This window comes from Pumilibacter muris (assembly GCF_943193045.1).
GTDB classification, from domain to species: Bacteria; Bacillota; Clostridia; order Christensenellales; family Pumilibacteraceae; genus Pumilibacter; species Pumilibacter muris.
Genome location: NZ_CALPCN010000003.1, coordinates 65,957 through 79,690 on the forward strand (window position 1 = coordinate 65,957; position 13,734 = coordinate 79,690).

The following is a 13,734-nucleotide window of genomic DNA, read 5'->3' on the forward strand; positions in this document are numbered from 1 at the left end:
ACATTAAATGGCGAATGCCGGGGTGGTGAGATATGCTCTTTATAAAGAAAAATAAATTGGTTTCCGCGAATGTATGTATGTCAATGCCCGATGGGTTTGGGATTGTTATGCAAGACAAGCTTTTGTATGAAAATTATCTTCGATTTGCTTCAAGGGCAGGGCTTGTTAAATTCGGATCGGTTATAATCGAGCTGTCAATGCGCAAAGCAAAAGAATCGGCAATCAAAGACTTACAATGTTTTAACGCATACGGCACACGGTTACGTAGCGAAATACAACCTATAACACGAGGGAAAGGCGAAGGCTACGGAGCTTTCTACAAAGGTATTCCCGGCTATATGGATTTATATGCCGAGAAATACGACTTTCCGTCCAATAAACAAGGCGAAAATCGCTTCGAGTTTTGTGTTTATCTTTGCGCAGGCAAGGGAAAAAAGATTGTGCAGACAGCCGAATTCGCCCTTACCGTACCGATAGTCAAGCAGTTTCTCGACAGCATAGAGTACAAATAAGACAGATAAGAAAGAGTCGACAAAAAAGGTCGGCTCTTTTGAATTTGTTACGCTTTTTCGCTGGACTATTTGCATCGAGCACGGTATTGTTTGTGGTACAACAAAAAGGAGGTGCGGTACAATGCCGACAGTTAGATTTCGCAGTAGAGGCGAAAGCGGAAATATCTTCTTCCTTATGTCGTTGGTCGCCGAAGCGTTAAACGACGAGGAGCGGACGGGACAACTTTGGAAAGAGATAAAGCAAGGCTCATATGACGAGGCGATAGAGAAAATTCGCCGACACGTAAACCTGATCGATTTGGACGGATTATATTGATGGATACCTTTTTCTCGCAAACAAAGTGCGACCGTTGCGGCAAGGAATTGACGGACGGTCGCACGATGTCTATGTTTAATACCGAGTGCATTTGCTTGGAATGCAAGCGCAAAGAAAAGCAAATGGACGAATATACCGCCGCCTGCGACGCCGAAAATGCCGCAGTAAAACGGGGCGAAAGGAACTTTCTCGGTATTGGTCTGCCTTACAAAAAATAAACCGAAAATAATCAAAAATTCTTTGAAAAAGTTTCGGTTTTGGACGCGTTTTCGCTGGGCTCTTTCGATTGTTTACGGTATTCTTTGGTTACAAAATTAAACCAAGGGCAACCGCCCGAAAGGAGAACACGCAATGAAAACACAAACCTTCGGAATCGAAATCGAACTCACAGGCATCACCAGATGCCAAGCCGCAAACATCATAGCAAGCTACTATGGTACAAGCAAGACGCACGTCGGCGGCTCATACGACACTTACGAAGCTACCGACCGACAAGGACGCAGATGGAAAGCGATGCGCGATGCGAGCATACACACGGAAAAGAAAGACGGCACATACGCAGGGGATGCCTACAGCTGCGAAATCGTAACGCCCGTATGCCGCTACGAAGACATCGCCGACATACAAGAGATAGTAAGGCAACTGCGGCACAAAGGCGCGATAGCCAACGACAGCTGCGGAATACACGTCCACGTCGGCGCGGAGCAACATACGGCAAAAAGCCTGCGCAACCTCGTCAATATAATGACGAGCAAAGAAGACCTACTCTTCAAGGCACTCGGCGTAACCGAATCGAGAGCATCGAGATGGTGTAAGAAGAACGAAGAGAGATTCGTACAAAGGATAAACGCAAGCAAGCCGCAAACGACCGCCGCCATCGAAAGATTATGGTACGACGGACCGAGCCGCAGCTACTCGCACTACGATGGGAGCCGCTACCGCGCACTCAACCTACACAGCCTATGGCAAGGCAAGGGCATCGAGTTCCGATGCTTCAACGGCACGACGCACGCAGGGCAAATTAAAACCTACATACAATTATGCCTCGCAATATGCCATCAAGCACTCACGCAAAACGGTGCAAGCGCAAGGCGGACGGCAAGCACAAACGAAAAGTACACCTTCCGCACATGGCTACTGCGACTCGGAATGATAGGCGACGAGTTCGAAACGGCGAGAATGTTCCTGCTCAAAAACTTCGAGGGCGATACGGGATACAGGAACGGCAGACCGATGACGGTGGCGGCATAAGCCGCCGCCACCATACCTAAAAAAATCGAAATAGGAGAAACGATTATGGCAAACAAATTATATATAGCATACGGCAGCAACTTAAACCTCGCGCAAATGGCGCACAGGTGTCCGAACGCCAAGGTGGTCGGCAAGGGAATACTGAAAGACTATCAACTGACGTTCCGACACGTCGCAACAATAGAGCCCGAAAAGGGTGCGGAAACACCTGTCGGCGTGTGGGAAATAACGCCCGCTTGTGAGAGAGCCTTGGACATCTACGAGGGATATCCGCGAATGTACCGCAAGGAAACCGTCGATGTCGAAATGATGGACGGTACGACAAAGCAAGCAATGGTGTACATTATGAACGACGGGGAGCCGTCGCTGCCGAACGAATACTACTACGGCACGATCCGAAGAGGGTATGCGGATGTCGGGCTCGACGAAAAGTACCTTTATACCGCACTCGCCGATACCGTTCAGCGAATGCAAAAATAAATCAAATCAATATGCGTGTTCGGGAAAGAGCGTTTCGGCGCTCTTTTTCATTTCTTAACGGAGGTGGCAATGGCATACAACAAACAACTCGCCGACCGTGCCGTTGCGTTTATAAACTCCTTAAAGCACACGAAAGGCACTTGGCACGGCGTACCGTTCAAACTGTTGCCGTGGCAGAATAAAATTATTTGCGACGTGTTCGGCACGGTAAAGGATAACGGATACAGACAATACAATACCGCTTATATCGAAATTCCGAAAAAGCAGGGCAAGAGCGAGATCGCGGCGGCGGTCGCTCTTTATCTTTTGGCGGGCGACGGAGAGTGGGGTGCGGAAGTGTACGGATGCGCCGCCGACCGACAGCAGGCAAGCATCGTGTTCGATGTGGCTTGCAATATGGTCGAGCAATGCCCGGCACTCAAAAAGCGCATCAAACCCGTTATGAGCCAAAAACGGCTCGTGTACCAACCGCTCAACGCATTCTATCAGGTGCTGTCGGCAGAGTCGTACACCAAGCACGGACTCAACGTCCACGGCGTGGTGTTCGACGAACTACACGCGCAGCCGAGTCGCGCACTCTACGATGTTATGACGCACGGATCGGGCGATGCGCGGAAACAGCCGCTGTTCTTCCTTATAACAACAGCGGGAACGGATCGCAACTCGATATGTTGGGAAATACACCAAAAAGCAAAGGACATACTCGAAGGGCGCAAGCACGACCGTTCGTTTTATCCCGTTATATTCGGGGCGGCGGATGATGACGATTGGGGCGATGAGAAGGTATGGTACAAAGCCAATCCGTCGCTCGGCATCACCGTGGACGTGGAAAAACTCCGCATCGCATATGAATCGGCGAAAGAAAATCCCGCCGAGGAAAACCTATTTCGACAACTGCGACTCAACCAATGGGTAAAGCAATCGGTGCGATGGATGCCGATGGACGCTTGGGATAAGTGTGCCGCCGCCGTGGATGCCGACGCACTTGCCGGGCGAGATTGTTACGGCGGACTCGACCTATCGAGCAGCACCGACGTGACGGCATTCGTGCTTGTGTTTCCGCCGCTCAATGACGAAGACAAATACGCCGTACTGCCGTTTTTTTGGATACCCGAAGACACGATAGAACTGCGTGTTCGGCGCGACCACGTTCCGTATGACGTGTGGAAAGCCAAAGGGCAAGTGATAACCACCGAAGGCAACGTGATTCACTACGGCTACATCGAAAACTTTATAGAGGAACTCGGCAAAAAGTACCACATAAAAGAGATAGCGTTCGATAGGTGGGGTGCAGTTCAAATGACGCAAAACCTCGAGGGCATGGGTTTTACGGTAGTGCCGTTCGGTCAGGGCTTTAAGGATATGAGTCCACCGACAAAAGAATTGATGAAATTCGTACTCGAACAGAAGATTGCGCACGGCGGAAACATACCGCTACGGTGGATGATGGACAACGTGTTCGTGCGAACCGATCCTGCCGGGAATATCAAGATGGATAAAGAAAAGTCTACTGAAAGGATAGATGGAGCGGTCGCGCTTGTCATGGCTTTGGACCGTGCAATAAGGCATCAGGGGGCGGTGGAAAGCGTATACGATGACCGAGGAATAATTGTTATTTAGCAAAAAATTCTTTGAAAAAGTTTCGTGTTTTGAGCGTTTTTCGCTGGGCTCTTTCGTTGTTTTACGGTATTGTTTGGTTACAAAATCAAGCAAGGGTAAGCCTGCCCGAAGGAGTAAAAATGGCTACGGAAAATAAAGTACAAGCAACCCTGAAAAGCGCAATCGGATTCTATATCGGCGATGTATGCTATGCAATGTCCGACGATGACTACGACGGCGAATGGCACAATGAAGACTATACCGACTTCGAAGGCGCACACGAACTGCGCGGACACAAATTCGCGATCGGCGGAACGGCATACGGAGACGGCGAGTACGAAGACCAATTCGGACATCGCTACGGTGCCGATTCGGGAACGATAGGCATCCTACCGTATGAGCTTTGCGAAAACAAAAATCCATACGAGCTCGACAAGCTCGGACGATTCGTAAGAGCGACAAGCGCAACATTCACCGCCGAAGACGGCGAGTTCGATATAGAAGTCGGCTCCGAATGCTACCACATAAGTACGAACGATGATGAGTGTGATGATGAGGAGGACTACTACGACGATGAGTATGATGGCGATGAAGACGAAGAGGACGATGAAGACTACGATTAAAGGGTAAAACCGCGACCGCTCCGAATGGGGCGGTTTAAATTTTGAAAAGGAGAGCGTAATGCAAATCGAAAAGAAAAAAGTTGACGACCTAAAAGCCGCCGCCTATAATCCGCGCAAAGACCTGCAACCGGGCGACGCAGAATACGAAAAACTCAAGCGGAGCATTTTGGAGTTCGGCTATGTCGAGCCCGTCATTTGGAATAAGCGCACAGGCATAGTGGTGGGTGGACACCAACGGCTCAAAGTGATGAAAGACCTCGGCTACACCGAAGTCGACTGTGTTATTGTAGACCTCGACGAGAGCAAAGAAAAGGCGCTCAATATCGCGCTCAATAAAATCAGCGGCGAATGGAACAATGACCTCCTTGCCGACCTTTTGCGCGACTTGGACGGGAGCGGCTATGACATAACGCTGACAGGTTTCGACCTTGCCGAAGCGCAAGAATTGTTCGGTAGCGGTAGTATGGAAAACGTCCACGAAGATGACTTTGATGCAGAGTCGGCTCTCGCGGAAACAAGCGATTGTAAGACCGTTTCGGGCGATTTGTGGCACTTGGGCGAACATAGGCTACTGTGCGGCGATTGTACGCAAATCGAGGACGTGCGGCGCGTTTTGGACGGCAAGGCGGCGGACGTGATGGTTACCGATCCGCCGTATAACGTCGATTACGGCTCGGCAATAGTAGGAAAAAATCAGTCGAAGTCGAGAGGAAACAGCAACATCGCCAACGACAATCTTTCGGATGACGAGTTTTATCAGTTCTTGTTGGCATTTTACAAGGCCGCGGAAAGCGGACTGAAAAAGGGTGCGCCCGTTTATGTGTTCCACAGCACAAAGGAAACGGTCAACTTTACGAAAGCGATGGTCGATGCGGGCTTCAAATATGCGCAAACGCTCGTGTGGTATAAAAACCACTTTACGCTCGGAAGGCAAGACTATCAGTGGATACATGAGCCTATACTCTACGGATGGAAGGAAGGCGCGGGGCATTACTTTCTGGACGACCGAACGCAACCGACCGTGTACGAAGACTTGCGGCTTGCCGTGAAAAAGATGGGCAAAGCCGAACTCGTCGAACTATTGGAGAAAATACTCGAAAAGCCGACGACCGTTGTTAAAGACAATAAGCCGAGCAAGTCCCCCGATCATCCGACGATGAAGCCGATAACGCTATGTGCGAAACTCATCTTCAACAGCAGCCACGAAGGGGATACTGTGTTCGAGCCGTTTTGCGGCAGTGGAAGTACACTCATTGCCGCCGCCCAGCTCGACCGCAAATGTTGCGCCATAGAATTGGAGCCGCGCTATTGCGACGTGGTCGTTCGGCGATACAAAGAACAGTATCCCGACGCCGAGATAAAACATATCCGCGACAGTGTGGAAATCTTCGATTAAACCCCTCGAATTCGAGTACATTAGACGTAAAATTCTTTGAAAAAGTTTCGTTTTTTAGGCGTGTTTCGCTGGGCTCTTTCGCGTGAGCACGGTATACTTTGGTTACAAAATTAAGCAAGGGCAACCGCCCGAAGGAGTCAAAAATGGAAACCAAAATAACCAAAGCAACGGAGAGAAAACTCGTCAAGATCGCGCAACAGGAAATCCCCGCACTCGAAAGCCGAGCCGGCCTCGAACAGCAAATGAGCGACAGCCTCGACTTTATCGATGGCATCGCGGTATGGGAAATCAAGGCGGCGCTCATAGCCGCATACAATCTGGGACGGGCGGCGGCCAAAGAGGGGAAATAAAATGGAAAAGCAAGAACGCACGGCAATCGAGAAAAGGCTGTTCCGCACTCTTAAGAATTATATGCACGGCTATCACAGCAATGCGACCGAGAAAGAAAAAGAAGCCTACGATGCAAAGGTTGAGCAACTCAAAGCAAGGATACTCGATGATGTGGAACACGCTCCCGAAATCATCGCCGAAGAGTTCGCGGCGCATCAAGCCAAGATGTATCGAGCGCAAATGAGCGGAGAGTACGCAACGCTCAAATGTAACGCCGAATGGAAAGCAATAGACAACGTGTATATGGCACTCATTGACAGCAAGCCATTCAAAGAATAAAAAGCATAGCAAAATATCGAAAAACCGAAACCGTCCGACCGGGCGGTTTTATCATTTCAAAAACGGAGGGAGTATGGGATTATTCGGTCGAAGTCGGGATGCGCCAAAAAAGGAAAAGCGCAACGCACCGAGCAAAGAAATGCAGGAATTTATTCGCGGCGTGGACGTGGATATGGGCGGCGGCTCGGCGAGCGGTGTGCGCGTGGACGAACTCCGCGCTATGCAAACAAGTGCGGTGTACGCTTGCGTAAAGATACTTGCAGAAACGGTGGCGAGTCTGCCGTTGCACTTATATAAAAAAGGAAAAAACGGCAAAAACGAAACGGCGGAGCAACATCCGCTTTTTTCGTGTTTGTACGAATCGCCGAATGAAGAGATGACGAGCTTCGAGTTCCGCGAAACGATGATGACATCGCTGTTATTGTGGGGCAACGCTTATGCGCGAAAGATACGCAAGAACGGACACGTCACCGAACTGTGGTACTTAAAGCCGAATCTAATGACGGTCGAGCGTGACAGCCAAACGGGAAGGATAAAGTACACATACTCCGACGATATAAAGAATCAAACATTCGTATATTCGCCCGATCAGGTGTTCCACGTCAAAGGTTTGTCTATCGACGGGGTACTCGGACTGAGCCCTATTGCGCAAGCACGTGAGGCTGTCGGACTGTCGCTCGCCACCGAGCAGTACGGCGCAAAGTTCTTTGGTAACGGAGCGCGACCGGGCGGTGTTCTCGAACATCCCGGCATTCTGAAAGACCCAGAGAAACTGCGAGAGTCGTGGAACAAGGTGTATCAGGGGACGCGGAACAGCCATAAGGTGGCGGTACTCGAAGAAGGGATGAAATACCACACGATAGGCATTGCGCCCGAAGACGCACAGTTTCTCGAAACGCGCAAGTACCAAGTCAACGAAATATGCCGCATCTTCCGTGTTCCGCCGCACCTTGTCGGCGATTTGGACAGAGCGACGTTCAGCAACATAGAACATCAATCCATAGAGTTCGTTCAGCACACGGTACGTCCGTGGCTTGTACGGTGGGAACAAAGCATAAGCCGCCAACTCCTCGACGAGAAAGAGCGGCTTTTGTATTTTGCAAAGTTCAATGTGGACGGACTGTTGCGCGGCGATTACAAGTCGAGAATGGAAGGTTATGCGGTAGGGCGGCAAAACGGATGGCTGTCCATAAACGACATACGACGCTTGGAAGATATGCCGCTCGTGCCTGCCGAAAAAGGCGGCGATGAGTACCTTGTCAACGGCAACATGATAACTGCCAATCAACCGAAACAAAAAGAAGGAGGTAACGATGAATAGCAAAAAGGAATTGCGAATGCTCCCGATGAAGGAATTGCGCATCGCGGATGTCGACGGCGGCGGTCTGGTCATAGAAGGACACGCCGCTGTGTTCGACTCGTGGTCGGAAACGCTCGGAGGGATATTCCCGTTTAAGGAAGTGGTGCGAAAAGGCGCGTTCAACGAAAGCATCGGCAAAGACGATATCCGCGCTCTTTTCAATCACGATCCGAACTATGTGCTTGGGCGTAACCGCGCGGGTACGCTCGAACTCGTGGAAGACGAAATCGGCTTGCGCGTTCGCATAACGCCGCCCGATACGAGCTGGGCAAAGGACGTTGTTACGAGCATTCGGCGCGGCGATATAACGCAAATGTCCATCGGCTTTGTCGTGTTAAACGATAAGTGGTCCACCGATGACGGAATGGATGTGCGCGAAATTCGCAAGGTGCAACTGTTCGATGTGAGTCCCGTCACGTTCCCGGCATACACGGAAACCGACGTCGGTGTTCGCGCTATGCAGGAATACGACGGGTACAAAGCCGAACAGCGCAGCAAAGCGGAAGAAACGGAAAAGGCGGCGGAACTCGCCGCCAAAAGAGCCAAAGAACAAGCAAAGCTCGAAAATCTGAAAACCAAATTCAAAAATATTTAATCGGAGGTTAATCAATAAATGAACATCAAGAAAATTCTTGAAATGAAGGCAAAGCGCGAGGATGCGCGGCTCAAAGCAATGGCGGTACTCAACAAAGCGGACGCCGAAGACCGCTTTTTGACCGACGACGAACAAAAGGAAATCGACAAATACGAATCGGAAATCCGCGCGTGGGACGAGAGCATCGCAAGAGTGGAAAAAATGCTTGCCATCGAGCCCGAAGACAGGGCGGCGGAAAAACCCGAAGTCAAGCCGACGCCGAATAAGAGCGGAGAAGAAAAACGGTTTGCCACGTTCGGCGAACAACTTCTTGCGGCGTACCGCGCGGCGATGCCGGGCGGTGTGACCGATGAGCGTCTTTCCACCAGAGCGGCAAGCGGACTCAACGAAACCACGCCCTCGGACGGCGGATTCCTCGTTCAGCAGGACTTTGTGACCGAACTGCTCAAGCGCACCTACGAGACGGGCATTCTCGCAAGCAAGGCGAAGAAAATCCCCATTTCGACCAATGCGAACGGACTCAAAATCAACGCCGTGGACGAAGACAGTCGCGGAAACGGCAGTCGTTGGGGCGGCGTTCAAGCGTTCTGGGAGTCCGAAGCGGACGAGCATACGGGCAGCAAGCCGAAGTTCCGTCAACTCGATTTGTCGCTGAAAAAGCTCACGGGGCTGTGTTACGCGACCGATGAACTGTTGCAGGATGCGGCGGCACTCGAATCGGTCATTCGCCAAGCATTTGCCGAAGAGTTCGGATTCAAGATCGACGACGCCATTCTGGACGGCAGCGGCGAAGGACAGCCGCTCGGCATTCTCAAAAGCGGTGCGCTTGTAAAAGTCGAAAAAGAGAAAGACCAGTCCGCCGTCGTGACGGTAGAAAATATCGTCAAGATGTGGAATCGGCTGTGGTCGAAATCGCGGTCGAGCGCGGTGTGGTATATCAACCAAGAGATCGAGCCGTACCTGTACACGCTCAAACTCGGAGATAAACCCGTGTACATCCCGGCAGGCGGCATTTCCGAAAAGCCTTACGCCACGATATTCGGCAGACCCGTCGTGCCGCTCGAACAGTGCAATGCGCCGGGCGAAGTCGGAGATATCGTGCTCGCGGACATCGGACAGTACCTTCTCATCGACAAGGGCGGCGTGAAAGCGGCAAGTTCCATACACGTCCGCTTCCTGTACGACGAGAACGTGTTCCGCTTTATTTATCGCGTGGACGGCAAGCCTATTTGGAACAAACCGCTTGCGCCATACAAAGGCAAAGCCACGGTTTCGCCGTTTGTTACGCTCGACAAACGCGGTGCATAGCGTAAAGGCGGTGGGCGCGTGATAAGTTTACAGGAAACAAAGGAATTCCTCCGTGTGGACGACGATACCGAAGACGCGCTCATTTCCTCGCTTATCGTAACGGCAAAGGTATTGGTCGAAGACGTATTGCGAAGACCGCTTGCGGACTTCGACCGAATACCAGAGCCGATACACCAAGCAATGCTCATCGTAACCGCGACGCTGTACGAAGAGCGGCAAGTATCGAAGGATAAATCGGGTGTGTCCGTTACGGACACGCTCGATATGATCCGACGAATGTTGTTTGCGTACCGCAAGGGAGCGTTCTGATGAGAATAGGAAAACTCAACCGCCGAGTGGAAATTCTCGAATTCATAACACGCCGCGACGAATACGGCGGCGAAGTTGGCGAGTGGAAGGACGTTAAAACGGTTTGGGCGAACATTGTGACCGTAAGCGGCACGGAGCAACTTGTTTCGCAACAAGTGACTGCGGAGGCGGTAGCGAAAATAACAATGCGGTTTTTGCCGTGGTTGACAGTATTGCACCGCATTCGTTACGGCAAAAAACTGTACGAAATAGTAGGTGCGATTGACGCGGATACGGCGCACACGGAAACTATAATCAACTGCAAGGAGAGGGTAAACGATGGGCTACAGTGCAAAACAGCGAAAAGTCAAGACGACGGTGGAGGGTGCGGATGCGCTTGTAAAAGATCTGAAAGCAATGGAGGAAGCGGCGGCGGATGCGCTGATGGCGGCGGCGAAAGCGGGCGGTAAAATCGCACTCGAAGATGCCAAGCGTAACTGTCCCGTGGATACGGGCGCACTCAAACAAAGCCTGCATTTGACCGAAGGCAAAGCGACGGCGGTAAAAGCGACCGTGCAAGTCGACTACGATAAATCGCTCAAATACGGTACGCACGTCGAACTTGGCAGCCGAAACCGTCCCGCCAATCCGTTTATGCGTAACGCCGTTGACGATAACCAAAACAAAATCAACGACGCTATCACGGCGGAACTGTCGAAAGCGGTAGGTCGCAAGATATGAAAGATATTTGCCAAGCGGTTTATGAGTATCTGTGTTCGAGAAAAGAAATTACGGCTCGCGTCAAGGACAGGATATATCCCATAATCTTGCCGCAGTCCGCTCCGCTCCCGGCAATCGTGTATGCGCCAGTGCTTGCCAACTACGACAGCGCATTGCAAGGCGATACAGGCTATGTGCGGCAAACGGTGCAGTTTGTCAGCCACGATACGACATACAAGAAAACGCGCGAACTCTCGCGGCTCATAAAGAAAGCATTGCAAGATTACAAAGGGGATATGTGCGGACTGAACATTCAAGCCGTGTTCATCAAATCCGACTACGAGTATAACGGAAACACGGCACTCAAATTCGATACCGAGGAATACATGTCGAGCATCGAATTCGAGATACATTTCAACGAAAAATAAGGAGGTAAATATGGCGGTAGCAGGCAAAAACGGCAAAGTCGTCATAGGCACGGAAAGCGACCAAAAGGTGGTCGGCATCAAGAATTGGTCGCTCGAACTTTCGCTCGACACGCTCGAAACGACCTCGCTCGGCGACGATTGGAAGAACTATATCACGGGTCTCAAAGAGTGGTCGGCATCGAGCGAAGGCGATTACGAAGTGCCTTTGGACGGGCAAGGGCAAGCGGCTTTGCAATACGCATATCTGCACGGCACGACGGTCACTTTGAAACTGTTCGTGGACGAAAAGAACTACTACATGGGCGAGGCGTACATCAACAGTCTTTCCATAGAAGACCCGGTCGATGACGTTGTGTCCATCAGCATCGAATGCACGGGGACGGGCGCACTGTCGTTCGAACTCGGCGAATAGGAGGCGATATGAAAAAGGGAATCACCATAACACTGGATAAACCGCGCACGTTGCGGTACGGAATGAATGCGCTCGCCAAGATCGAAGACATCACGGGCAAAACGCTGATGTCGCTCGACCTCGGCAACGTCGGCATCAAAGATCTGCTCGCCATCGTATACGCAGGACTTTGTCACGAAGACAAGTCGCTGACTATCGAAAAAGTCGGCGATTTAATCGACGAGTACACCGACCTCAATACGATAGCCGAAAAGATAGGCGATGCGCTGACCGAGGCATTCGGTACGACAAAGGCGGAGGGCGGCGGCACGGGGGAAACCTAACCGCCGCTTTTGACCTATCGGCAATATTGGACCGTGCAGTCGTGCAATTCGGGCTCGATCCGCTTTTCGTAGGCGAGTATACGCCGTATGAACTGACGCTGCTTGTCAAGCAGAAACAAAAGCGCGACCAAGACGAATATGAGAATATGCTGTGTCTGTCTTGGCACGTCGAGGCGTTCGCGCGACAAAAGCGATTGCCGACGCTTGCCAAGGTTTTGCGCGATGCACGGAAAAAGCCGAAAAAGAAAGTCAGCAAAAGCGACGCCATACTCAAGGCAATGGCGGCGGAAAAAGGTATTATAATTTAAATAATGCGCCTAAACACTTGACTATTCGCCTAAAATACGCTATAATTAGGCGAATAAATAAGGAGATAGGCAAATGCGTACATTCGATTATACTAAACTTGCCGAAATGCAATGGGATAGCGAAACACTCGGACTTATTGCCCAAGTACATGAGTATAAGGGGCGGCAGGAGTTATACCTAAAACGTAAGCCTGTTGAACTCGACCGACTCGTGGAGATTGCAAAGATTCAAAGCACGGAGTCGTCAAATAAAATCGAGGGCATTGTGACAACCAATGCTCGGATAAAACAACTGTGCTTGGAAAAAACTACGCCGCGAACACGCGACGAAAAAGAGATACTCGGATACCGTGATGTGCTGAATACCATTCACGAAAATTTTGAGTATATTCCGATTCGCGCTTCGTACATTTTACAACTGCATAGAGATTTATACAGTTATTCCGAAAAGGCGATAGGCGGACGGTTTAAGAATACGCAGAACTATATATCCGAACAAAGAGAGGATGGTAGTTCGTTTGTACGGTTTACGCCGCTCGCTCCATTCGAAACTCCCGAAGCCGTGGATAGCATTTGCGAGAGCTATAATCGCGCAATCGACAGCTCTGCAATAGATCCGCTATTGCTTATTCCCGTGTTCATAACCGATTTCTTATGCATCCATCCGTTTAACGACGGAAACGGACGCATGAGTCGGTTGCTCACCACATTGTTGCTGTATAAAAGCGGTTATGTTGTGGGCAAATATATAAGCATCGAGAGCAAGATAGAAAAGAACAAATCTTTGTATTACGATGCATTACAAGACAGCAGTACAGGTTGGCACGAAAACAATAACAATCCAATACCGTTCATAAAGTATCTGCTTGGGATTGTGTTGTCGGCTTACAGAGAATTCGAGAAGCGCATAGATATTGTAAGCGAAAAGAAGAGCAATACCGAAATCGTGAAAATAGCCATAGGACAAATTATCGGCAAATTTACCAAGAGAGATTTAATGGAATTGTGTCCGACCTTAAGCAAAGCGACGATAGAAAACATACTGAAACAACTGACTGAAAGCGGTGAAATAGAACGCCATGAGAAAGGCAGAAATACCTTTTATACCATTAAAAATTAAATAGTAACGAAAATCATTCGTAAAAA

The 13,734-nt window shown here is 50.3% G+C and carries 21 protein-coding genes; all 21 read left to right on the forward strand.

Annotated features, from left to right (window positions below; all coding sequences use genetic code 11):
- Positions 1 to 77 precede the first annotated feature (77 nt).
- The 21 genes from NFR62_RS04825 (at position 78) to NFR62_RS04925 (ending at position 13,708) form a co-directional block, all read left to right on the forward strand.
- A complete protein-coding gene (locus tag NFR62_RS04825) occupies positions 78 to 512 on the forward strand; it encodes a hypothetical protein (RefSeq protein WP_251615138.1) in 435 nt (144 codons plus the stop codon).
- A 121-nt stretch (positions 513 to 633) separates the two neighbouring features.
- Positions 634 to 828 (forward strand): hypothetical protein, encoded by a 195-nt coding sequence (locus tag NFR62_RS04830; RefSeq protein WP_251615142.1) that lies wholly within the window; start codon positions 634 to 636, stop codon positions 826 to 828.
- Positions 828 to 1,046, forward strand: coding sequence for a gamma-glutamylcyclotransferase (locus NFR62_RS04835; protein WP_251615144.1), 219 nt, complete (start codon positions 828 to 830; stop codon positions 1,044 to 1,046). Before NFR62_RS04830 ends, NFR62_RS04835 begins: the two co-directional genes overlap by 1 nt.
- Positions 1,047 to 1,179: 133 nt before the next feature.
- Positions 1,180 to 2,079, forward strand: coding sequence for an amidoligase family protein (locus NFR62_RS04840; protein WP_251615146.1), 900 nt, complete (start codon positions 1,180 to 1,182; stop codon positions 2,077 to 2,079).
- 45 nt (positions 2,080 to 2,124) lie between these two features.
- Positions 2,125 to 2,559, forward strand: a complete 435-nt coding sequence (locus NFR62_RS04845) for a gamma-glutamylcyclotransferase family protein (RefSeq protein ID WP_251615148.1) — start codon at positions 2,125 to 2,127, stop codon at positions 2,557 to 2,559.
- A 69-nt stretch (positions 2,560 to 2,628) separates the two neighbouring features.
- A complete protein-coding gene (locus NFR62_RS04850; protein WP_251615150.1) occupies positions 2,629 to 4,179 on the forward strand; it encodes a terminase large subunit in 1,551 nt (516 codons plus the stop codon).
- Between the two features lie 119 nt (positions 4,180 to 4,298).
- On the forward strand, positions 4,299 to 4,781 hold the full coding sequence (locus tag NFR62_RS04855; protein ID WP_251615152.1) for a hypothetical protein: 483 nt from the start codon (positions 4,299 to 4,301) through the stop codon (positions 4,779 to 4,781).
- Between the two features lie 58 nt (positions 4,782 to 4,839).
- Complete coding sequence (locus NFR62_RS04860; RefSeq protein ID WP_251615153.1) at positions 4,840 to 6,177, forward strand: site-specific DNA-methyltransferase; 1,338 nt, start codon at positions 4,840 to 4,842, stop codon at positions 6,175 to 6,177.
- A 143-nt stretch (positions 6,178 to 6,320) separates the two neighbouring features.
- Entirely contained in the window at positions 6,321 to 6,527 is a 207-nt protein-coding gene (locus tag NFR62_RS04865; protein WP_251615155.1) for a DUF6900 domain-containing protein, read from the forward strand.
- Between the two features lies 1 nt (position 6,528).
- A complete protein-coding gene (locus NFR62_RS04870) occupies positions 6,529 to 6,846 on the forward strand; it encodes a hypothetical protein (protein WP_251615159.1) in 318 nt (105 codons plus the stop codon).
- 139 nt (positions 6,847 to 6,985) lie between these two features.
- Positions 6,986 to 8,167, forward strand: coding sequence for a phage portal protein (locus NFR62_RS04875; protein WP_251547770.1), 1,182 nt, complete (start codon positions 6,986 to 6,988; stop codon positions 8,165 to 8,167).
- Positions 8,160 to 8,801, forward strand: a complete 642-nt coding sequence (locus NFR62_RS04880; RefSeq protein ID WP_251547682.1) for an HK97 family phage prohead protease — start codon at positions 8,160 to 8,162, stop codon at positions 8,799 to 8,801. The genes NFR62_RS04875 and NFR62_RS04880 overlap by 8 nt, the downstream gene beginning before the upstream one ends.
- A gap of 18 nt (positions 8,802 to 8,819) precedes the next feature.
- Positions 8,820 to 10,109 carry a phage major capsid protein gene (locus tag NFR62_RS04885; RefSeq protein WP_251615162.1) on the forward strand — a complete coding sequence of 430 codons (1,290 nt, stop codon included), beginning with the start codon at positions 8,820 to 8,822 and terminating at the stop codon, positions 10,107 to 10,109.
- 18 nt (positions 10,110 to 10,127) lie between these two features.
- On the forward strand, positions 10,128 to 10,418 hold the full coding sequence (locus tag NFR62_RS04890) for a head-tail connector protein (protein ID WP_251547686.1): 291 nt from the start codon (positions 10,128 to 10,130) through the stop codon (positions 10,416 to 10,418).
- The gene (locus NFR62_RS04895; RefSeq protein WP_251615167.1) at positions 10,418 to 10,867 is read left to right on the forward strand and encodes a phage head closure protein; all 450 of its coding nucleotides are present in this window, start codon (positions 10,418 to 10,420) and stop codon (positions 10,865 to 10,867) included. Before NFR62_RS04890 ends, NFR62_RS04895 begins: the two co-directional genes overlap by 1 nt.
- Entirely contained in the window at positions 10,815 to 11,138 is a 324-nt protein-coding gene (locus NFR62_RS04900) for an HK97-gp10 family putative phage morphogenesis protein (protein ID WP_251615170.1), read from the forward strand. The genes NFR62_RS04895 and NFR62_RS04900 overlap by 53 nt, the downstream gene beginning before the upstream one ends.
- Positions 11,135 to 11,545, forward strand: a complete 411-nt coding sequence (locus tag NFR62_RS04905; RefSeq protein ID WP_251547691.1) for a DUF3168 domain-containing protein — start codon at positions 11,135 to 11,137, stop codon at positions 11,543 to 11,545. Before NFR62_RS04900 ends, NFR62_RS04905 begins: the two co-directional genes overlap by 4 nt.
- 10 nt (positions 11,546 to 11,555) lie before the next feature.
- Entirely contained in the window at positions 11,556 to 11,957 is a 402-nt protein-coding gene (locus NFR62_RS04910) for a phage tail tube protein (protein WP_251615173.1), read from the forward strand.
- Between the two features lie 8 nt (positions 11,958 to 11,965).
- On the forward strand, positions 11,966 to 12,280 hold the full coding sequence (locus NFR62_RS04915; protein WP_251615176.1) for a hypothetical protein: 315 nt from the start codon (positions 11,966 to 11,968) through the stop codon (positions 12,278 to 12,280).
- Between the two features lie 26 nt (positions 12,281 to 12,306).
- On the forward strand, positions 12,307 to 12,588 hold the full coding sequence (locus NFR62_RS04920; protein WP_251615179.1) for a hypothetical protein: 282 nt from the start codon (positions 12,307 to 12,309) through the stop codon (positions 12,586 to 12,588).
- Positions 12,589 to 12,661: 73 nt separating this feature from the next.
- Entirely contained in the window at positions 12,662 to 13,708 is a 1,047-nt protein-coding gene (locus tag NFR62_RS04925; protein WP_251615198.1) for a Fic family protein, read from the forward strand.
- The last annotated feature ends 26 nt before the right edge of the window (positions 13,709 to 13,734 follow it).